This window comes from Ruixingdingia sedimenti, from assembly GCF_031432425.1.
Lineage (GTDB): Bacteria > Pseudomonadota > Alphaproteobacteria > Rhodobacterales > Rhodobacteraceae > Ruixingdingia > Ruixingdingia sedimenti.
The window spans coordinates 245,608-266,982 of sequence record NZ_JAVKPH010000002.1 but is presented as its reverse complement, the minus strand read 5'-3'; the positions used below and the strand labels follow the sequence as shown (position 1 = coordinate 266,982).

Below are 21,375 nucleotides of genomic sequence, written 5' to 3'. Positions count from 1 at the left end.
AGCAGGCCGCGGGCAGCACCCCGCTCCACCCGCGCCGTCGCCGGGCAACCGCACGGGAACCCTGCACAATTTCGCACAACCCCCGTGCGGTCGCGGCGATTGAACCTGCCCGCGCACAGCGCCAGTTTCATTCCAACGCAACATTCCAAGGATCATTCCCATGACCACCATCCTGCGCGTCGAAGCCTCGATCAAGGGCGAGGCCGCCGTGTCGCGGCAGCTGACCGGGCGCATCGTCGAGCGCCTGCTGGCCGCCGATCCGGCCGCGGCCATCGTCACCCGCGACCTTTCCGCCGGCGTTCCCGTCATCGACGGCGCCTGGCTCGGCGCCGTCTTCACCCCGGCCGCGGCGCGCGATGCCGGCCAGGCCGCGACCGCCGCCACTGCCGATGCGCTGCTGGCCGAGGTGCGGGCCGCCGACGTGCTGGTGATCGCGCTGCCGGTCTACAATTTCGGCGTGCCGGCGCAGCTGAAGTCCTGGATCGACCAGCTGGCGCGCAAGGGCGAGACCTTCGTCTATACCGAGACCGGGCCCAAGGGCCTGCTGACCGGCAAGCGCGCCATCGTGGCCTATACCTCTGACGGCACGCCGCTCGGCTCCGATCTCGACTATGCCTCGGGCTGGCTGCGCCACATGCTCGGCTTCTTCGGCATCACCGATGTCGAATTCGTCGCCGCCGACGCCATCGTCTTCGACCGCGACGCGGCGCTGGCCCGCGCGGATGCCGCGATCGCGGCGCTGGCGGCCTGACCGCCCGGGCCCGGACCGGGGGTGCGCGGGGGCGGCTTTCGTGCCATCATCCCCCCGCCACCCCGCACTGGAGGACGCCCGAAGGAGGACGCCATGAGCTGGATGCCCGATCTCGAACCCCGCTGCCCCGAGGCGGGGGGGATCGACGCGCTTGAAACCCTCATCATCCCGCGCGCCCGCGACCTCGGCGGGTTCGAGGTGCGCCGCGCCCTGCCCGCGCCGAAACGCCAGATGGTCGGGCCCTTCATCTTCTTCGACCAGATGGGCCCGGCGGAATTCCTGCGCGCGGGCGGCATCGACGTGCGCCCGCATCCCCATATCGGGCTGGCGACGGTGACATATCTCTACCAGGGCGAGTTCCGCCACCGCGACAGCCTGGGCACCGACCAGATGATCCACCCCGGCGCGGTCAACTGGATGGTGGCGGGCAATGGCGTCACCCATTCCGAACGCACCGCCGAGGAAACGCGCCGCAGCCCCCATTCGCTGTTCGGCATCCAGACCTGGGTCGCGCTTCCCGCCGCCCATGAGGACCGCCCGGCCAGCTTCGAGCACCACGGCCGCGAGGCCCTGCCGCTGCTGGAGGGCGAGGGCAAGCGGGTGCGGCTGATCCTCGGCGACGCCTGGGGCGCGCGCGCGCCGGTCAGCACCTTTTCCGAAATGTTCTACGCCGATGCGGTGCTGGACCCGGGCGCGAAGATCCCGCTGCCCGACAATCACGAGGACCGCGGGCTCTATGTCACCGAAGGCGCGGTGGCGATCGCGGGCGAGAGCTTCGAGGCCGGGCGCATGATGGTGTTCCGCCCGGGCGATGCGATCACCGTGACGGCGGGGCCGCAGGGCGCGCGGCTGATGCTTCTGGGCGGCGCCACACTGGAAGGGCCGCGCTATATCTCGTGGAACTTCGTGGCCTCGTCGCGCGAAAAGCTGGAGGCGGCGAAACAGGCCTGGATCGCGGGCGATTTCGACCACGGCCGCTTCCGCCTGCCGCCGGGGGATGACGCGGAATTCGTGCCCTTCCCGGGAACGAGCGGCCCCCGGGGCCATTGAGGCGGATGCCGGGGCAAGCCCCGGCCTGCGGACAGCCCCCCGCCGGACGCCGCGCCTGATGACCTCTGTCGGCGGCGCTCCGCGCGGGAGTATTTCAGGCAAGATGAAGATCGCTTCCCCTCGATGGGCGCGCTCTCTTCACTTTCTGTCCCTTAAATATCCCCGCCGGAGGCCGCCGACCTCTCCGCCAAAGAACCACCGGAAGGCGGGCGTGACGGCGCGGCGGGCCCTTCGGGTAGTCCGACCCGGCCCCGCAGGTCGGGTCTGCCCCTTTCCGCCCTGCCGCCGGGGCCTGCACCCTTGCCAAAGCGGCGCGGGGCCCGCATATCCGCGGGGCCCGCCGAAAGGACCGCCCATGGCCCCGAAACCCGTCCCCGTCACCCCCCTGCCCGCCCGCGCGCTGGCGAGCGTGGAGGATCTGGCGGCGGCGGGGCTGGCGCCTGCCGAAGACAGGGCCGCGCTCGAACAGGTGGCCGCGGATTTCCGCATCCGCCTGACGGCGGAGATGCAGGGCGCCATCGCCGCCCCCGGCGACCCGGACGATCCGGTGGCGCGGCAGTTCGTGCCCTCGGCCGCCGAACTGACCATCCGGCCCGAGGAACTGGCCGACCCCATCGGCGACGGGGCCCATGCGCCCGTGCCCGGCCTGACCCACCGTTACCCCGACCGCGTGATCCTGCACGCCACCCATACCTGCGAGGTCTATTGCCGCTTCTGTTTCCGCCGCGAGGTGGTGGGCGAGGACGGCGCGCTGCCCGAGGCCGACATGGCCGCGGCACTCGACTACATCGCCCGCACCCCGGCGATATGGGAGGTGATCCTGACCGGGGGCGACCCGATGGTGCTGTCGCCGCGGCGGCTGCGCGCGGTGCTGGCCCGGCTCGCCGCGATCCCGCATGTCGAGGTGGTGCGCTTTCACACCCGCGTGCCGGTGGTGGCGCCGGCGAAGATCACCGACACGCTGGTCGAAGCATTGGACATCCGCCCGGCGGTGCATGTGGTGATCCACACCAACCATGCGCAGGAACTGACGCCCGCCGCCTGCGCCGCGCTCGCCCGGCTGGCCCGCGCGGGCGTGCCGCTGCTGTCGCAGACGGTCCTGCTCCGGGGCGTCAACGACAGTCCGCAGGCGCTGGAGGATCTGTTCCGCGCGCTGGTGCGCAACCGGGTGCGGCCCTATTATCTGCACCATTGCGATCTTGCCCGCGGCACCGGCCATTTCCGCACCACCATCGCCGAGGGCCAGCGGATCATGGCGGCGCTGCGCGGGCGGCTGTCGGGGATCTGCCTGCCGACCTATGTGCTCGACATCCCCGGGGGCCATGGCAAGGTGCCGGTCGGGCCGGGGTATCTGGAACCGGGCGACAGCCCCGGCAGCCATCGGGTGACGGACTGGCAGGGCAACCGCCACCGCTATGACGACCCGTCCTGAGCCACATCCCCCGGCGCGACCGACACCGCCTTGATCACCGCGAAAAGCGCCAGCCCCGGGCGCAAGCCAAGCGCCTCGGCCGAGCGGCGGGTGACGCGGGCGAGGATCGGGTCATCGCCCGCCATCAGCTGCACCAGCGCCCCCGGCCCCTCGCCCATCCGCAGCACCCGCACCGTCACCGGCAGCACATTGAGCGCCGAAATCCCCTCGGGCCGCGTCAGGGCCAGCATCACGTCCTGCGCCTGGATGCGGACGCGCAGGGTGGCGCCCACCCCCGCCTCCACCCGCGGCAGCCACAGCGGCCCGGCGGCGGTTTCCAGCCGCGTCAGCCCGTCGCCTTCCTGCGCCGCGACGCGGGCATGGACCAGCGCACCGGCGGCGCGCAGGCCAAAGACCGGGGCGACCGCCGGGTCCGCCAGCAGCGCCGCCGCCGGGCCCGCGGCGACCACCCGCCCGGCCTCCAGCGCCACCACCGTCGTCGCCAGCCGGGCGAGTTCGGCGGGCGAATGGGTGACATAGAGGATCGGCACCCCCGCCGCATCGCGCAGCCGTTCCAGATAGGGCAGGATTTCCGCCTTGCGCGCATCGTCGAGCGCGGCCAAAGGTTCGTCCATCAGCAGCACGCGCGGGTTCGACAGGATCGCCCGCCCCAATGCCACCCGCTGCCGCTCGCCCCCCGACAGCCCGCCGGGGCGGCGGGCCAGCAGGGGGCCGATACCCAGCATCTCGACGATGCGCCCGAAATCGGCGCCCGGCCCCCGGGGGGCGAACCAGCGGCCGTAAAGCAGGTTCTGCCGTACCGTCAGATGCGGGAAAAGCCGTGCGTCCTGAAACACATAGCCAAGGCGGCGGCGGTGCGGCGGCAGCCAGACGCCCGCCGCGCTGTCGGCCAGCACCACGCCCCCCGCCGCCACCCGCCCGGCATCGGGGCGCAACAGCCCCGCCACCGCGTTGATGACCGTGGTCTTGCCCGACCCCGACCGGCCGAACAGCGCCGTCAGCCCGCCGGGGGCGGCGAAATCCACCTCCAGCGCGAAACCGGGAAAGCGGTGGGACAGGCGGACCTCGAGGCTCATCGCTGCCCGATCCGGCCCGCGACGAACCGCCCCAGCCATTCCGACAGCGCCAGCGCCAGCACCGCCACCGCGACCGACACCGCCACCAGCCGCAGCGCCGCCGCATCCCCGCCCGGCACCTGAAGGAAACTGTAGATCGCCGAGGGCAGCGTCTGCGTCTGGCCGGGTATGTTGGACACGAAGGTGATCGTCGCGCCGAATTCCCCCATCGCCTTGGCGAAGGCGAGGATCGCCCCCGCGACCACCCCGGGCAGGATCAGGGGCAGCGTCACCGTCAGGAACACCCAGGCGCGGCCCGCGCCGAGCGTCGCCGCCGCCTGTTCCAGCCGCGGGTCCACCGCCTCGATCGACAGCCGGATCGCGCGCACCATCAGCGGGAACGCCATCACCCCCGCCGCCAGCGCCGCGCCCGTCCAGCGGAAGGCAAAGACCACGCCGAACCATTCGTCCAGCGCCTGCCCCACCCAGCCCCGCCGCCCGAAGGTCATCAGCAGGACATAGCCGGTGACGACCGGCGGCAGGATCAGCGGCAGATGCACGATCCCGTTGAGCACCGCCTTGCCCGGAAACCGCCACCGCGCCAGCGCATGGGCGACGAGGATGCCCAGAGGCAGGCTGCACAGCGTCGCCACCAGCGACACGCGCAGCGACAGTTCCACCGCGCGCCATTCGTCGGGGCCGAGCCAGTCCGTCATGCACCCTCCCCGTGGCGCAGGGGGCCGCAGGGTGGGCGGCGGGCGGCGGGCACAAACCGCATGCCGGGCGCGGCAGGAACGGGGGCGGGGGCGGGGGAAACGGCAGGCATCGCGGCTCCGGGCAACTCCCTCCCCGGATAGCCGCAGGCCCGCCGCGCAGGCAAGCGTTATCTTTCCGCTGACATATCGGCGGGCGCCCGCAGCATTCCCTGCAAGGCCGCGATATCCTCCGCCCCCGCAGCCGCGGCCGCGGCCTCCACCGCGCGATAGCGGCGCAGGACCTCCTGCCCCGCCGGGGTCAGCGCCGCGCCCCCGCCGCCCGCGCCGCCGCGCACGCTTTCCACCAGCGGTTCGGCGAAGGCGGCGTTCAACTCCTCCACCAGCGTCCAGGCGCGCTTGTAGCTCATCCCCATCTGCCGCCCGGCGGCAGAGATCGACCCCGAGGCCCCGATCCGTTCCAGCAGGTCTGCCTTGCCGGGGCCCAGCATGGCGCGGCCGAAGAGGATGCGCAGGCGCAGCCGGGGGGCGGGGGGGAAGGGGTCGGAACGGTCAGCCATGCCGCCATCCTCGCCCCCCGCCGCGCCGGGCGCAATCCCCAAGCGGGGGGAAGACGCCCGGCGGCAGGGCCATGTCGCGGACAGCGCCGGGGGCCAGCCCCCGGACCCCCGGAGTATTTCAGGAAAGGTGAAGCTGCATCCGCCTTGTTCAAGGGGAGAGCGCTGCCTGCCTCCATTTTCTGTCCATAAATATCCCGGGGGTCCGGGGGCTGGCCCCCGGCCCTGCCCTCACCACCCCCGCAGCCGCCGGGATGCCCCCTAGCACAGATCGTCGTAATCCGCCGACAGGTAGCAACTGGCCGGCGTCGTCGTGCTGGTGAACTCCGGCGTGCGGGGGTGGAGGAAGTAGAGTTCCACCATGGGCGAGCGGCGGATGCTGCCGTCGCCGAATTCGGCCTCGACATGCAGGCGGTGCATGGAGGATTGCCGCGACCACAGCTTCAGCCCCCGGCGCAGTTCGGCAAGGTTGGGGTTGCCGCGGTTGGGGATGTTGATGCGGTAGTCCCGGCCCTCGGCGGGCAGTTCCACCTCCAGGAACTGCGGCGCCTCGGTGGCATAGGCCCCGCCCGCCCCGCATTCGGCCAGGCCCCCCGGCACCTCGATCGTCGCCAGATTGACATGCAGGCCGAGCGGCACCAGATCCTGGTTGCGCACCCCCGCGGCATCCACCCATTCATAGCGCAACTCGCCGATCAGATCGGTGCTGATCACCCCCATGCCGCCCGCATGCCCGTTCAGCGCGCCGAGGTCGAGCCCCGCCAGCGCCTGCGCGGAGCAGGTTTCCATCAACTCCTGGCTCGGGCAGGTGAAGCGGCGGGTTTCCAGCGCCGCCACATCCGCCCCCGCCTGCACGAAGAGGTCGCGCAGCATCACATCCGCACCCTGGTCGAAGCTGCCCACCGGCAATTCGTACCAGTCCGTCCCCGGGCGCTCGGCGGCGGGGCGTTCCCAGTCGTAGCTGTCGGGGTTCGAGAACCGGAACCGCGCCACCGCGTTTTCCACCGCGCCCCAGCCGTGGTTGACGAAGTTGAAGCTCGGCCGGAAGCCCACGCAGCCGGCATGCGGCTGCGCCTCGAGCACCGGGCGCAGATGCGGCATGCTGAGATCCACAGCGAGGTCGAGGCTTTTCAGCCGCACGCGCGATCCGTCCTCGGTCGCCAGATCCAGCACCGCGAAGGCGCGCGTGGCGTCCCAGTCCATCTGCGACATGTCCGTCAGGACATACAGATCCTCCGGCCGCGCCTCGCCGTTCCAGATGCGCTGCAATTCCTCGTCCATGGGGAATATCATCACCCCGTTCTCGCCCACATGATGGGTGTAGCGGACGGATTGTTCCTCGGTCACGCGCTGGTCGATGACGACAGCCATCGCCACCTTGCCGGCCGCGCCCCCCGATTGCGCGGGCAGGAGGCCGCCGAGCGTGGCGTCGGCAAAGACCCGGGGGCGGGTGGAATGCACTTCCTCGCCCCGGTCCATCACCACATCGTAGCGCAGGCCCCCGGGCAGCGCGACCCGGCCCTCGCCGTGGCGCTGGCCCGCGGCGAAGCCGCCGGTGTAGACCCAACCCTCGCGCGACCGCCAGATCCCCTGCCCCTCGGCCCGCCCGGCGGCGAAGGGCCCTTCGTAGCGGTTGCCGCTGGCGTCCAGATGCATGCCCGCGCCCTCCAGCAGGCCCGCCACCCAGGTGCCCTCGTACCGGCTGCCGTCGCGGTAGCGCAGGACGCCGCGGCCCTCGAACCGCCCGGCGGCGAGCGTGCCTTCATAGCTGTGGTGCACCGCGCGGGGGTCGTAGCCCGCCACCCCCGGCGCGCGCCAGCTGACCTTGCCGGGGCCGTCGGCAAAGCCGTCGGGGGTGATGCCGGGCCAGTTGCCGGGCGCGGGTTCCCAGGTGAAATCCAGCGCCATGCCGGGATGGGGGTCGTAAAGGCGCACCATCCGGCGGCTGACGGCGCGGGTTTCGGGGTTGTAGATGACCTGCAACCGTTCGGAGGGCGCCTCTGCCCGTGCCAGAGCCTGTGCGGGTGCCTGCGCCTCTGCCCATGCCGCGCCGGTGGGGGCGAACCCCGCCACCGCCGCCGCCAGAACCGCCCCGCGCCAGCCTGCCGCCCTGCCCGCCATGACCCGCTCCCATTCCCGTGATCGTGTCAGGCTACGCCCGAACCCGCCCGCCGCACAACGGTTTCCAGCGCCCCGGCCGCCATTTTCCCCTGTGTCCGCAGGCCGGGGCCTTGCCCCGGCCCCCTCACCGCCCCCGCGCCGCCGCGAAAAGATGCGGCAGCGGCATCTGGCGCAGGAACACCGTTCCTTGCGCAAAGGCCCGCAGTTCCACCAGCGCGCCCGAGCTTTCGGGCGGCAACTGGTCGAAGAGGAAATTGCCGGTGGAATGAAAGACCAGCGTGTCGCCGCCCCCGATCGCCACCGGCGCGGCGCTGGCGGCATGGGGATGGGCGCCGACCACGGCGGCCACGCCGCGGCGGCGCATCTGGTCGGCCAGCCAGACCTCGCGCGGGCCCGGTTCGGTGACATATTCCCGCCCCCAGTGGACGAAGGCCACCACCGGCACCGCCGCATCCGGCCGCACCAGCCGGTCGAGCATTCCGGGCCCCAGCCGGTCGAAGGGCGGGTCGGCGGCGCCGTCCAGATCGCTCAGCGCCACCAGCGTGACGCCCGGCAGGTCCAGCGCCGCGCCCTGCGCCATATGCGCCATTCCCCCGGCCCGCAGCGCCGCCAGCGTTTCCGCCACGCCCGAGAGGCCGATGTCGTTCGTGTGGTTGTTCGCAAGGCCGAACGCCACGACATTCAGCCGCCGCGCCCAGTCCAGCACCATCTGCGCGGGGCTCGCCAGCACCAGATGCGGCAGGTTTCCCGGCAGATCGGGCAGCAGCACGCCTTCGAGGTTCAGCACCAAGGGCCGCCCCCGCGTCGCCGCCAGCGCCGCCTGCGCCACGCGGTCCGCCGCCAGTTCGTCCGCCAGCAGCCGCGGCAGGCTGCGCCCGAGGAACAGATCGCCCCCGAGCATGTAGACGGGGCTGTCGGGCTGGATCGGGTCGGCCACCGCGCCGGGGGGCAGGAAGGCGGCGGTGATGTAGCTGGTGGTTTCCGCCACGAAACGCGGCGTGAGTTCCTGCAAATTGCGGTTGGCGACGACGACGGGCGCCGCGCCGTGCAGCCGCTGTTGCAGCGCCAGCGTGACATACATCGCGCCGAGCGAATCCACATGGTCTGGCTGGCGCAGGCCCGCGATCGCATCGAGATCCCCCGCCGCCAGCAGGTTCAGCACCTGCTGGTCGCGCTGGCGGGCCTCGTGCAGCGGCAGGTAATGGGAAAAGTCGGTCGCCTGCACCATCAGCGTGCCCGGCCCGGCCAGTGGGGTCATGGCGGTCGCCAGATCCTCCCACTGCGGACGGGTGGAACTGATGGCGACGGCCACCGGCAGCACCGGCACGCCGGGGTGAAGCGCCGCGATGAAGGGCAGCACCGCGCGCAGCCCGTGGTCGCGGGCGAAAAGGCAGGAGTCCTCCATGAGCGGGCTCGCCGCGCGTAACGCCGCCGCCCCCGCCGGGTCGCCCGGCACCGGCCCCAGAACCGTGTCGAACCCCCGCCCCGTGGTGGCGAAGGGGCGGCGGAGCTTGAAGAAATGGTCGGGGAACAGCACCACGATCCGGTCGGGCCGCGTGGCTTCCGACAGGCGGATACCCCCGGCGATCAGCTCCGGGATCTCCAGATGATGCGGCACGATCAGCCCGGTGGGCGGGGCCGAGGGCGCGGGCTGGCCCTCGGTCGCCGCCAGCGCCCGGGTGAAACGCGCGGGGTCGGCGTAGAAGGGCGCGAAGGGGGTATCGCCGGGGGGGCATCCGTCCTGCGCATGTGCGGGGGCGCTGGCGAGGATGAGGGCGGTTGCGGTCGTGATGACCCGCAGGGCCGAGGGCCAGCCCCGCGCCGGCTGGTTCTCGAACCGGTGGCGCACCATCCGGCGCCCCCGGGGTATTTGGGAAAAGATGAAGCAAAGAAGGGTTTTGATGGAGAGGCTGCCCGCGGTTGCCGCGGGGGCAGCCCATATGGGGGACCTCTGGGCTTTTGCAGCCCGCAGCGCCGGGGGCCAGCCCCGCGCCGGCTGGTTCTCGAACCAGTGGCGCACCAGCCGGCGCCCCCGGAGTATTTTCGGCAAGATGAAGTCGGGGTGGCGTTCTTCACTGGTGAGGGACGCAGCGCAGGCGGGCGGGTACTGGCGGAGGCGCCCGTTTCGGCGGGCTCGGGGGGACGATCCTTCCCCTTTCGGCAAGATCGGGGGCGCGGTGGGGGCGGCCGGTTGCGGGGGTACGGTTTCGGCGGTGACGCGGGCGCGCGCCCTCCACCGGTTACATGCCCGCCGGACAACCCCGGCGATCATGTGCGCGGCGCGTTGTCCCCCCGGCCGCACCGCAGCCCCCATCCCTGTCCGGTCCCTGAAAATCACGGCCGCGCCAGCAGGAAGTTGGAGGTCTGCGAGATGTGGTAGAAGGGTTCCTGCTTTTGCGACGACAGCCGCACCACCTCGCGGTAGACGTAATCGGCGAGGTTCAGCAGCCGCACGCCCTCGCCCGAGGGGTCGGCCTTGCCGCGCAGCCCCTCGACCAGCGCCCAGGTGAAGATGCCGTGGCCCAGATCCGCGCGTTCGGCGGCGGTGTTGTTGGCCGCCGTGGCGGAAAACACCACCACCCGCGCATCGGCCGCGTCCTTTTCCAGCCGGGCGTTGAAGGCGTTGGCGGCGTGGCAGGTATCCAGCACCAGGATCCGCCGCCCCTGGGCGAAGCCGATTTCCTCCTGGATCACCGACCAGTCCACCAGCGAGGACCGCCGCCAGTTCTCGCCCCGCTTCTCGCCGTCGGCGGGGATCAGATAGTATTGTTCGTCGATGTTGATGCCGTGGCCGGCGGCGAAGATGACGGTGGTGTCATCGGGCCCCGGCAGCGCCAGGAAATCGGTCAGTTCGTCGGTGATGGTGCGGGCCTCGGGCTCCATCACCTCTGCGGGGTCCATGAGGGCGGCCAGGCGGTCGCGGCGCAGGGGCTGCTGATCCAGCGCGCCGCGGCTGACCATCACCCGCACCTCCATGCCCTGAAACAGCGGCGCCGTGCGTTCGCGCACCACGTCGAGGAATTCCAGCGCATCGGCCACCGGGTAATCGAGGTTGCAGGACCGGCCGTTGCAGCCCTCGGGCAGGTCCGGGTAGTCGTTGACCCCGATCACCGCGACATAGAGCTTGCCGGCCTTCGGTTCTACCGGCGCGTTGAACAGCGCCACCGCGCTGCGTTCGGTGACATAGCCGTAATCGTTCTGCCCGGTCACGAGGATGCGGTTTTCCCCCGGTTCCAGCGCGATATGATAGATCAGCCGCCCGCCCGCATCGGCCACCCGCAGGGGCGGCACGCGGCGGTCGTTGACCAGCACCGAATAGCCCCAGCTTTCGACCTCCTCAAGGCTCGCCCCCGTGACCTCGATGGCGGCGAAACCCTCGGGCGCGGCGATGTCGGGGGCGAGGCGCAGGTCGAATTCGGGCGCGGCGCGGGTCAGCAGGGTGTCGAGTTCCCGGTCGGTCCCGCGCAGGTCGCGCACCGCGCCCGCCGGATCGCCCGTCATCAGCGCGCGGCGGACGATTTCGGGGCTGTGCAGGTGCTGGCGCAACTGGCGGGCGCGGATGAAACGCGCCTCGCGCCCCTGCCCCTGGTTCACATGCCAGCCCACCAGCCGGTCGCCCTCGGGCGAGGACTGGTAATAGCCCTGCGGGGTCCAGACGATCCAGTCGGGGCCGGCGGTGAAAATGCTGGCGATCAGGGCGCGGGTGTCGAGGTTCCAGATCCGCAGGGTCTGGTCGGCGCTGCCGCTGATCAGGCGGTTCGCGCGCGGCAGGGCGGCAAGGGCGAGGATGTCGCCGGTATGGCCCCGGAACTCGCCCGCCATGCGCCCGTCGGCCAGCGCCTGCGCCAGCAGGATGCCGTTGCCGCCGCCGGTGATGACGGTGTCGCCGGTAAGCGTATAGGCGGTGTGGTAATAGCCGGTGGTGGCGTCGCGGCGCAGGGTCTGCATGCCCCCGGGCCCGGTTAGGCGCAGGTCGGCGCCCTCGAACCCGCCGTCGCGGGCCCCGGCGATGGTGACGGCAAGGCCGGGCATATCCAGCACCGCGCGCAGGAAATCGCCCTCGATGGCGCGGGGCGCGGACAGGCTGCGGTCGGGGCCCGGCAGGGGCAACATGCGGTCCAAGGGGCCAAGGGTCTGCGGGCAGATCACCCGGTCGGGGCAAGGGTCCACGGTGCCCCAGGCCACCGCGCTGCCGTCATCGGCAATGCCCACCGCGGCGATGGACTGGCCGAGGCCCTTCAACTGCCGCACCGCCGCGCCGGTTTCCGCCCGCCAGAGGTGGATTTCATGCCCCCGCCCGCCTGCGGTCGCCACGATCTCGCCCCCGGGCAGGGCGAGGGCCGCGCGCACCTCGGCGTCATGGCCGCGGTAGTCGGCGACGGGGGTAAAGGTGTCGAGCGACCATGTGGCCGACCGATGATCCTCGCCGCAGCGGTAGCCGCAGGAAACGGTCAACAGCCTGTCGCCCCCCGCGAAGGCCAGCGCATCGGGGCGGAAGGGCTGGACCGGCAGCGCGGCGACCAGATGGCCGTCCCGCGCATCGCGCAACTCCACCCGCCCGTCATCGCCCGCCACCGCCAGCCGCGTGCCGTCGGCGCCGACCGCAAGGCCGACCAGCGGCACGTCCCACAGGGGTTCGGCATCGGGGATCTCCATCGCCGCGCCGGTCTCCAGATCCCACAGCCGCAGCCCGTAATCCAGCGTCGCCGCCGCCAGCCGCGTGCCCCCGGCGGCATAGGCCAGCGCGCGGACGCGGTTGGCCTCGGTGTCCAGCGCGGCCAGCGGTTCGGGCGCATCCCCGAAGGGCGCGCGCCAGCGGTGGATCATGCCGCCCTGCCCCGAGGCCGCGAGTTCGTCGCGCGCGGGATCATAGGCCAGCGCCTCGACCATGAGGTCATGCCCTTCCAGCACCCGCAGGAGCCGCCCCGACCGCGTGTCGAACACCCGCACATCGCCGAAGGGGCCTTGCGCCGCGACATGACCGCCGAAATAGCCCGCCACCGCGGCGAACCGCCCGTCCGGCGACAGCGCCACGGCATGGATCAGCCCCTCGTTCCCCGTGCCGATCTGGCCGCGCAGGATGGCGGTGGACTCGCCCCGCTGCCAGTCCCAGACCCGGGCGGTCTTGTCGTCGGAAACAGAGACCAGCACCGCCCCGTCGGCCGAAACCGCCAGCCCCCGGATCGCCGCGCGATGCCCGCCGGTATCGAGGTCGAGCTGATAGTCGGGCACCGCCTGCGCGAAGGCCGCCATGGGCAGGGCCAAGGCCGCCAAGGCCCAACGCAGGACGCGCCCGGAACGGGCCGACCATGGGGATCGGTGTCGGGGAGGTTGCGGCATCGTGGATCCTCCGGCACCCCCAGCCTAGGCGCGGGCGGGGCGGATGGAAAGTCCCCCGGGGGGCCGAGTCGGCACATGCGGGATGTTTGCGCATATGAAACGCATATCGGATTTTTATTGCTCAACTTCGAAGAATGGAAATGGTTTCTTCGATTCCATTCCCGTTTCACCGCAGACTTCGGCACCTCCTTCGCCGCCGGAAAGGGTAACATGCATCCCGACCGGATCATAACCGGCATCTAGGGAGCATCGCCATGAAGGTCATCGTTCTGGGCGCCGGCGTGATCGGGGTCACTTCGGCCTGGTATCTGGCCCGCGCGGGCCATGAAGTCACCGTGCTGGACCGCCAGCCCGGCCCCGCGCTGGAAACGAGTTTCGCCAATGCGGGCGAGATCAGCCCGGGCTATTCCGCCCCCTGGGCCGCGCCGGGGATCCCGCTCAAGGCGCTGAAATGGATGTTCCAGACCCATGCGCCGCTGGTGCTGCAACCCAAGATCGACCGCCAGCGGGTGGAATGGATGTGGCAGATGCTGCGCAACTGCACCACGCCGGCCTATGTACTGAACAAGAGCCGCATGGTCCGGCTGGCCGAATACAGCCGCGACTGCCTGATGGCGCTGCGCGACGAGACCGGGATCGCCTATGACGAACGCATGCAGGGCACCCTGCAGGTGTTCCGCGACGAAAAACAGCTGGCGGCGGCGGAAAAGGACATCGCGGTGCTGAAGGCCGATGGCGTGCCGTTCGAATTGCTGGACCGCGCGGGCTGCCTGCGGGCGGAACCGGGGCTGGCGGCGGCGGGCGCGCCGATCGCGGGCGGGCTGCGCCTGCCGGGGGACGAGACGGGGGATTGCTTCCTGTTCACCACCGGGCTGGCCGATCGGGCCGCGGCGGCCGGCGTCACCTTCCGCTATGGGGTCGAGGTGCGGCGGCTGGCGGTCGAAGGCCGCGCCGTGACCGGGGTGGACACCGCCGAAGGGCGGCTGCGCGCCGATGCGGTGGTGGTCGCGCTCGGCAGCCATTCGCCCGCGCTGGTGGCACCCCTGGGCCTGCGGCTGCCGGTCTATCCGGTCAAGGGCTATTCGATCACCGTGCCGGTCGTCGCGGCGGACCGCGCGCCGGTCTCGACCGTGATGGACGAAACCTACAAGGTCGCGATCACGCGGCTCGGCGACCGGATCCGCGTCGGCGGGCTGGCGGAAATCGCCGGGTTCGACCTGACGCTGCACCCCCGCCGGCGCGCGACGCTGGAAAAATCGCTGACCGACCTCTTCCCCGGCGCGGGGGATACGGCGGCGGCGAACTTCTGGACCGGCCTCAGGCCGATGACGCCCGACGGCACCCCGGTGGTGGGCCCGACGCCGGTGGCGGGGCTTTACCTCAACACCGGGCACGGCACGCTCGGCTGGACGATGGCGGCGGGCTCGGGCCGGGTGCTGGCGGATCTGATGTCGGGCTGCGCGCCGGAAATCGAGGCCGCCGACCTCGGCATCGCCCGCTATGCCGCCCCCCGCCGTGCGCCGCGCCGCGCGGGCGGGCTGGCCCCGCAACCGGCCTGAGGAAGGACCGGGGCCGCTGCCTCGATGCCGTGCCCGCGCCGGGCGGTTGCGCCCTTGTCGAGGGCGGGAGCCTCCGGCGGGGATATTTGGGGACAGAAAATGAAGGGCGCAGGACGAAAGCACCACCCTGTTCATTTTCTGTCCATAAATATCCCGGGGTCCGGGGCAGCGCCCCGGTGCTGCCCTCTCCCCCTCTGACCGCCCCTGGGGGCCGCCCCGGCCTTGTCCGCCCTGCGCGGCGCGGCTAGGGTCCGGCATGGCCTTCTCGCTCCGCCAGCTTCAGTTCTTCGTCGCCGCGGCCGAGGCGGGCAGCGTTTCGGGCGCGGCGCGGGCGCTGTCGATCTCGCAATCCTCGGTGACGGAGGCGATCCGGGCGCTGGAGGACGATCTTGGCGTCACGCTTTTCGACCGGCAGGCGCGGGGGCTGGAGATCACCCACAAGGGCAGCCTTTTCCTGCGCCACGCCCGCCAGATCCTTGCCGATGTGTCCACCGCGCGCATGGCCTTCCGCACCCCGGACGAAGAGGCGGGCGGGCGGCTCGCGCTCGGCGTCACCTCGCTGGTGGCGGGTTATGTGCTGTCCGACATCCTGTCGCGGTTCCGCCGCGCCCATCCCAAGGTCGACCTCAGTGTGATCGAGGATGACGGCGGCTATCTGCAACATCTGCTGATCGGGGGCGAACTGGACGTGGCGGTGCTGCTGACATCCTCGATCCGCGACCGGATGGCGTTGCAGGTGGAAACGCTGGTCGTCTCGCCCTACCGGCTCTGGCTGCCGCTCGGCCATCCCTTGGCCGAGGCGGAGGCGATCACGCTCGATCAGCTGGCGGGCGAGCCCCTGATCCAGTTGATGGTTGACGAGATCGAGGAAAGCACCCGGCGGCTGATGGCGCAACTGTCGGTCCGCCCGCAGATCGCCTTCCGCACCCGGTCTGTCGAGGCGGTGCGCAGCCTCGTGGCCACCGGGGCGGGGGTGGCGATCCTGCCGAGCCTCGTCTACCGGCCCTGGTCGCTGGAAGGCGACCGGATCCAGACCCGCGACGTATCGGGCGACCTGCCCTCGGTGCAGGTGGGGCTGGCCTGGCGCAAGGGGGCGCCGCTGCCGGGGGCGGCGCGCAATTTCATCCGCGCGGCGCAGGGCGCGATCCCCGGGCGGACGGGATAGCGGCGGCGCGGGCGCCGGACCCATCGGAAAAACCGAACGCTTCTTTCTGTGTTTTGATATTGCGAAACTTTCCGCCCTGTCCTTAGCTTCGTGCCAACGGCCCTGACGGCCCCGGCCGCCGGGCGGACCGGCCTGCCCCGCCGCGGCGGCAACAGGCCCAAACACAGGGAGTCTCCGGCATGACCACACTGAAGCTGTTCGGCACCACGGCGCTGGCCGTGCTGACCGCCATGTCCCCGGCCTTCGCGCAACTCGCCGCGCTCGGCACGCCCGAGGGGCAGGTGAACATCGTCGCCTGGGCCGGCTATATCGAGCGCGGCGAGACGGTGAAGGAATTCGACTGGGTGACGAAGTTCGAGGAACAGTCGGGCTGCAAGGTCAATGTCAAGGTCGCCAACACCTCGGACGAGATGGTGGCGCTGATGAACGAGGGCGGCTTCGACCTCGTGACCGCCTCGGGCGATGCCTCGCTGCGGCTGATCGCGGGCAAGCGGGTGCAGCCGATCAACCTCGACCTCATCCCGTCGTGGACGGCCGTGGACGACCGGCTGAAACAGGCGCCCTGGTATGTGGTCGACGGCGTGCATTACGGCGTGCCCTACATGTGGGGGCCGAACGTGCTGATGTACAACACCGAGGTGTTCAAGGACGCGCCCCCCACCAGCTGGAACGTGGTGTTCGAGGAACAGACCCTGCCCGACGGCAAGTCCAACAAGGGCCGGGTGCAGGCCTATGACGGGCCGATCCATATCGCCGATGCCGCGCAATACCTGATGTTCCACAAGCCCGACCTGGGCATCAAGTCGCCCTATGAACTGAACGAGGACCAGTACAAGGCCGCGCTCGACCTGCTGCGCGGGCAGCGCCAACTGGTCAGCCGCTACTGGCACGACGCCTTCATCCAGATGGACGATTTCAAGAACGAGGGCATGGCGGCGTCCGGCACCTGGCCGTTCCAGCGCAACCTGCTGCAATCCGAAAACGTGCCCGTCGCCAGCGTCATCCCGCAGGAGGGCGCGACCGGATGGGCCGACACCTCGATGATGCATGTCGATTCGGAAAACCCCACCTGCGCCTATCTGTGGATGGAACATTCGCTGGCCTCGAACCTGCAATCCGACCTTGCCGTCTGGTTCGGCGCCAACCCGTCCGTGCCGGCCGCCTGCACCGACGGGCGCGGCATGCTGACGGCGGAAGGCTGCACCAAGAACGGCTTCGACGATTTCGACAAGATCCGGTTCTGGACCACGCCGGTGACGAAATGCGAAAGCCAGGGCGAATGCGTGCCCTACTATCGGTGGGTGTCGGATTATATCGGCGTGATCGGCGGGCGCTGAGCCCCCGATGCACCAAGGGGGTGCGCGGCGCGCGCCCCCGTTGCAGGCCCATCTTTGCAGGAATCCCATGCCCGCCGCCGTCGAATTCCAATCCGTCTCGCGCCATTTCGGCCCGGTCAAGGCCGTGGACGGCGTGGACCTGACCATCGCCGAGGGCGCGTTCTTCGCCATGCTCGGGCCATCGGGTTCCGGCAAGACCACCTGCCTGCGGCTGATTTCCGGGTTCGAGAAGCCCACCGCCGGCGCGATCCGCATCTTCGGGCAGGACGTGTCGGACGTGCCGCCGAACCGGCGCAACGTGAACACGGTGTTTCAGGACTATGCGCTGTTCCCGCATATGAACGTGCGCGACAACGTGGCCTATGGGCTGATGGTGCGGGGCGTGGGCCGCCGGGCGCGCTACGACAAGGCCGAAGAGATGCTGTCGCTGGTCAAGCTGCCCGGTTACGGCGAACGCAAGCCGGGGCAATTGTCGGGCGGGCAACGGCAGCGGGTGGCGCTGGCGCGCGCGCTGGTGAACGAGCCGCGCGTGCTGCTGCTGGACGAACCTCTCGGCGCGCTGGACCTCAAGCTGCGCGAGGCGATGCAGGACGAACTGAAGGCCCTGCAACAGCGGCTGCGCATCACCTTCGTCTTCGTCACCCATGACCAGCACGAGGCGCTGTCGATGGCCGACAGCCTCGCCGTGTTCAACGAGGGCCGCATCGCCCAGATCGGCACGCCCGAGGACATCTATGCCCGCCCCCGCACAAGGTTCGTGGCGGATTTCGTGGGGTCGTCCAACGTGTTGCCGCCCGAGGTCACGCGGGCGCTCGGCGGGCCGCGGCAATGGGCCTCGCTGCGGCCGGAGGCATTGCGGCTGGCCGATGGCGCGGGCACGGCGCGGCTTTCGGGCACCGTCACCGCGCTGCGCTATCTGGGTGCGGCGAACCGCGTCACCATCGCCGCCCATGGGGTGGACATCGCGGCGCTGATCCCGGCGGGCCAGCCGCTGCCCGAACCCGGCGGCACCGCCGCCTTCACCTTCGCCCCCGGCGCGCTGCATGTGATGGAGGGCGCATGACCGCCCCGCCCGCCGCCGCCCTGCCCGGCCCTGCCCCCTTGGTGGAAGCCACCGGCGCGGTCCTGCCGCAGCGGGGGCCGGGCGACCGGCTGACGGCACTGTTCTGGCGGCGGCCGGGGTTGCTGTTGCTGCTCTTGGTCACACCGCCGCTGCTGTGGCTGGGGCTGGTCTATCTGGGATCGCTCGCCGCGCTGCTGTTGCAGAGCTTCTACTACATCGACGATTTCTCGGGCCTCGTGGTGCCGGAATTCACCCTGCGCACCTATGCCGAACTGTTCCGGGCGCAGAACCTCGACATCATCCTGCGCACGCTGCTGATGTCGGCCTCGGTCACGCTCGGCTGCGCGGTGATCGCCTTTCCCATCGCCTATTACGCGGCGCGGTTCGCACGCGGGCGGTGGAAGGCGGTGTTCTATCTGGGCGTGATGCTGCCGCTCTGGTCGTCCTACCTCGTCAAGGTCTATGCGTGGAAGCTGATCCTGGCCAAGGAAGGGATCATCGGTTGGGCCGCCAATGCCACCGGCACCACGCCGATCCTCGATGCGGTGCTGGCCATCCCGGGTATCGGGGGCAATTCGCTGTCCACCTCGTACCTCGGGACATGGATGGTGTTCGTCTATGTCTGGCTGCCCTACATGATCCTGCCGATGCAGGCGGCGCTGGAACGGGTGCCGGTGTCGATGCTGGAGGCATCTGCCGACCTTGGCGCGAACCGCGCGCAGACCTTCCGCACGGTGATCCTGCCGCTGGCGCTGCCGGGGGTCATCGCCGGGTCGATCTTCACCTTTTCGCTGACGATGGGGGATTACATCATCCCCCAGATCGTCGGCACCTCGGCCCGGTTCATCGGGCAGGCGGTCTATCAGTTGCAGGGCACCGCCGGGAACATCCCGCTCGCCGCCGCCTTTGCAGTGGTGCCGATCCTGATCATGCTGGCCTATCTGTCGCTGGCCCGGCGCGCGGGGGCCTTCGATGCACTCTGACCGCGCATCCCTGGGGCTGAGGGTCGGGGCGGTTCTGGGGCTTCTGTTCCTGCATCTGCCGATCCTTCTGATCTTCCTCTACGCCTTCACGACCGAGGACCGGACCTATCAGTTCCCGCCCCCGGACCTGACGGTGAAATGGTTCGCCGTGGCCTGGAACCGGGCCGACATCTGGCCGCCGCTCTATCTGTCGCTGCGGGTCGCGGCGATCGCCACGGCGCTGGCGATGGTCCTGGGCACGCTGGTCGCCGCCGCCATGGCGCGCACGCGGTTCTTCGGGCGCGACCAGATCAGCCTGCTGATCATCCTGCCCATCGCCCTGCCCGGCGTCATCACCGGCATGTCGCTGCGGTCCGCCTTTGCGGTGATGGAGATCCCGTTTTCCACCTGGACCATCGTTCTGGGCCACGCGACCTTCTGCATCGTCATTGTCTACAACAACGCGGTGGCCCGTTTCCGCCGCCTGTCGGGCGGGATCATGGAGGCGTCGGCCGATCTTGGCGCGAACGCCTTCCAGACCTTCCGCCACGTGCTGCTGCCCAACCTCGGATCGGCGCTGCTGGCGGGCGGGATGCTGGCCTTCGCGCTGTCCTTCGACGAGGTGATCGTGACCACCTTCACCGCCGGCCAGCAAAGCACCCTGCCGATCTGGATGCTGAACGAACTTGTGCGCCCGCGGCAGCGCCCCGTCACCAATGTCGTCGCCATCGTGGTGTTCGCCACCACCTTCATACCGATCCTCATCGCCTATTACCTCACCCGCGGCGGGTCAGAGACCGCGGGCGGGGGCAAATGATCAACGGAGGCCCCATGACCACCATCGACACCCAGTTCCTGATCGGCGCCGGATTCGAGCCCGGCGAGGAAACGGCCGAACGGATCCTGAACCCCCGCACGGGCGGGGCGATCCTCGACGTGGCAGAGGCGTCGGCGGGCCAGATCGACCGCGCCGTCGAGGCCGCGCGCCGCGCCTTCGACGGCTGGTCGCGCACGACGCCCGCCGAACGCGCCGCCGCCCTGCTGCGCATCGCCGACCGGATCGAGGCGGAGGCCGGTGCCTTCGCCCGGCTGGAGGCGCTGAACTGCGGCAAGCCGATCAATGCGGCGCTGAACGACGAACTGCCCGCGGTCGTCGATTGCTACCGCTTTTTCGCCGGGGCGGTGCGCACCCAGCAGGGCCAGGTGGCGGGCGAATACCTGCCCGGCCACACCAGCATGATCCGCCGCGATCCGGTGGGGGTGGTGGCCTCGATCGCGCCCTGGAACTATCCGCTGATGATGATGGCGTGGAAGCTGGCCCCCGCCATCGCCGGGGGCAATACGGTGGTGTTCAAGCCATCCGAACAGACCCCGCTGACGGCGCTGAAACTGGCGCGGATCCTGGCGGACGAACTGCCCGAGGGGGTGGTGAACGTGATCACCGGGCGGGGCCAGACGGTGGGCAACCACCTGATCCACCACGCAGGCGTGGACATGATCAGCCTGACGGGCGACGTGGCCACCGGCAAGAAGATGCTGGATGCGGCGGCGCGGACGGTCAAGCGCACGCATCTGGAACTGGGCGGCAAGGCGCCGGTGATCGTCTTTGACGATGCCGATATTTCCGAGGTGGTGGAAGGGCTTCGCGCCTTTTCCTTCTACAACGCCGGGCAGGATTGCACCGCCGCCTGTCGCGTCTATGCCGGGCGCAAGGTGTATGAGCGGCTGGTGGCGGACCTGACCTCGGCCGCGTCCGCGATCACGCTGGCGGCAGAGGACGACACCACGAACGAGATCGGTCCCCTGATCAGCCAGCGCCAGCGCGACCGGGTGGCAAGCTTCGTCAACCGCGCGCGCGAACTGGGCCATGTCGAGATCACCACCGGGGGCGAGCCGCTGGACCAGGGCTTCTACTACCGCCCCACCGTGGTCGCCGGCGCCCGGCAGGAGGACGAGATCGTCCGGCGCGAGGTTTTCGGCCCCGTGGTGTCCGTCACCCCGTTTTCGGATGTGGACCAGGCGGTGGCCTGGGCGAACGACAGCGATTATGGGCTGGCGTCCTCGGTCTGGACCCGGGATGTGGGCCGGGCGATGGGCACGGCGGCGCGGCTGCGCTATGGCTGCACCTGGATCAACACCCATTTCATGCTGGTGAACGAGATGCCCCATGGCGGGCTGAAACAGTCGGGCTATGGCAAGGACATGTCCACCTACGCGCTGGAGGATTACACCGTGGTGCGCCATGTGATGGTCAAGCACGGCTGACGCCC

At 70.6% G+C, this 21,375-nt stretch carries 16 protein-coding genes; 10 read left to right on the top strand and 6 right to left on the bottom strand.

Going from position 1 to position 21,375, the window contains the following annotated elements; genetic code table 11:
* Positions 1–160 precede the first annotated feature (160 nt).
* From RGD00_RS03285 to RGD00_RS03275, 3 genes are all read left to right on the top strand, one after another.
* Positions 161–751, top strand: a complete 591-nt coding sequence (locus tag RGD00_RS03285) for an FMN-dependent NADH-azoreductase (protein WP_310455840.1) — start codon at positions 161–163, stop codon at positions 749–751.
* A gap of 93 nt (positions 752–844) precedes the next feature.
* Positions 845–1,801, top strand: coding sequence for a pirin family protein (locus RGD00_RS03280; RefSeq protein ID WP_310455838.1), 957 nt, complete (start codon positions 845–847; stop codon positions 1,799–1,801).
* Positions 1,802–2,156: 355 nt separating this feature from the next.
* Complete coding sequence (locus RGD00_RS03275) at positions 2,157–3,233, top strand: lysine-2,3-aminomutase-like protein (RefSeq protein ID WP_310455837.1); 1,077 nt, start codon at positions 2,157–2,159, stop codon at positions 3,231–3,233.
* Here RGD00_RS03275 and modC read toward each other — a convergent pair.
* From modC to RGD00_RS03245, 6 genes are all read right to left on the bottom strand, one after another.
* Entirely contained in the window at positions 3,215–4,309 is a 1,095-nt protein-coding gene (modC, locus tag RGD00_RS03270; RefSeq protein ID WP_310455835.1) for a molybdenum ABC transporter ATP-binding protein, read from the bottom strand. The two genes, RGD00_RS03275 and modC, sit on opposite strands and share 19 nt — an antisense overlap.
* Entirely contained in the window at positions 4,306–5,004 is a 699-nt protein-coding gene (gene modB / locus RGD00_RS03265; RefSeq protein ID WP_310455833.1) for a molybdate ABC transporter permease subunit, read from the bottom strand. The genes modC and modB overlap by 4 nt, the downstream gene beginning before the upstream one ends.
* A 167-nt stretch (positions 5,005–5,171) precedes the next feature.
* Positions 5,172–5,561 (bottom strand): winged helix-turn-helix domain-containing protein, encoded by a 390-nt coding sequence (locus RGD00_RS03260; protein ID WP_310455831.1) that lies wholly within the window; start codon positions 5,559–5,561, stop codon positions 5,172–5,174.
* 258 nt (positions 5,562–5,819) lie between these two features.
* Positions 5,820–7,679, bottom strand: coding sequence for an MORN repeat-containing protein (locus tag RGD00_RS03255; RefSeq protein ID WP_310455829.1), 1,860 nt, complete (start codon positions 7,677–7,679; stop codon positions 5,820–5,822).
* A gap of 124 nt (positions 7,680–7,803) precedes the next feature.
* Positions 7,804–9,531 carry an AmmeMemoRadiSam system protein B gene (gene amrB, locus RGD00_RS03250; RefSeq protein WP_310455828.1) on the bottom strand — a complete coding sequence of 576 codons (1,728 nt, stop codon included), beginning with the start codon at positions 9,529–9,531 and terminating at the stop codon, positions 7,804–7,806.
* Positions 9,532–10,013: 482 nt separating this feature from the next.
* Positions 10,014–12,932 (bottom strand): caspase family protein, encoded by a 2,919-nt coding sequence (locus tag RGD00_RS03245; RefSeq protein ID WP_310455827.1) that lies wholly within the window; start codon positions 12,930–12,932, stop codon positions 10,014–10,016.
* Positions 12,933–13,273: 341 nt separating this feature from the next.
* On the opposite strand from RGD00_RS03245, the gene RGD00_RS03240 reads away from it, so the two are divergent.
* The 7 genes from RGD00_RS03240 (at position 13,274) to RGD00_RS03210 (ending at position 21,370) form a co-directional block, all read left to right on the top strand.
* Entirely contained in the window at positions 13,274–14,578 is a 1,305-nt protein-coding gene (locus RGD00_RS03240; RefSeq protein ID WP_310455825.1) for a D-amino acid dehydrogenase, read from the top strand.
* A gap of 256 nt (positions 14,579–14,834) precedes the next feature.
* Positions 14,835–15,743, top strand: a complete 909-nt coding sequence (locus RGD00_RS03235; RefSeq protein ID WP_310455823.1) for a LysR family transcriptional regulator — start codon at positions 14,835–14,837, stop codon at positions 15,741–15,743.
* Between the two features lie 179 nt (positions 15,744–15,922).
* On the top strand, positions 15,923–17,080 hold the full coding sequence (locus RGD00_RS03230; protein ID WP_310455821.1) for an ABC transporter substrate-binding protein: 1,158 nt from the start codon (positions 15,923–15,925) through the stop codon (positions 17,078–17,080).
* Positions 17,081–17,147: 67 nt separating this feature from the next.
* Positions 17,148–18,143, top strand: a complete 996-nt coding sequence (locus RGD00_RS03225) for an ABC transporter ATP-binding protein (protein WP_310455820.1) — start codon at positions 17,148–17,150, stop codon at positions 18,141–18,143.
* Positions 18,140–19,126 carry an ABC transporter permease gene (locus RGD00_RS03220; protein WP_310455819.1) on the top strand — a complete coding sequence of 329 codons (987 nt, stop codon included), beginning with the start codon at positions 18,140–18,142 and terminating at the stop codon, positions 19,124–19,126. Before RGD00_RS03225 ends, RGD00_RS03220 begins: the two co-directional genes overlap by 4 nt.
* Positions 19,116–19,922: an ABC transporter permease gene (locus tag RGD00_RS03215; RefSeq protein ID WP_310455817.1), complete on the top strand. Its 807-nt coding sequence runs from the start codon at positions 19,116–19,118 to the stop codon at positions 19,920–19,922. Before RGD00_RS03220 ends, RGD00_RS03215 begins: the two co-directional genes overlap by 11 nt.
* Before the next feature lie 23 nt (positions 19,923–19,945).
* Positions 19,946–21,370, top strand: coding sequence for a gamma-aminobutyraldehyde dehydrogenase (locus RGD00_RS03210; protein ID WP_310455905.1), 1,425 nt, complete (start codon positions 19,946–19,948; stop codon positions 21,368–21,370).
* Positions 21,371–21,375 lie beyond the last annotated feature (5 nt).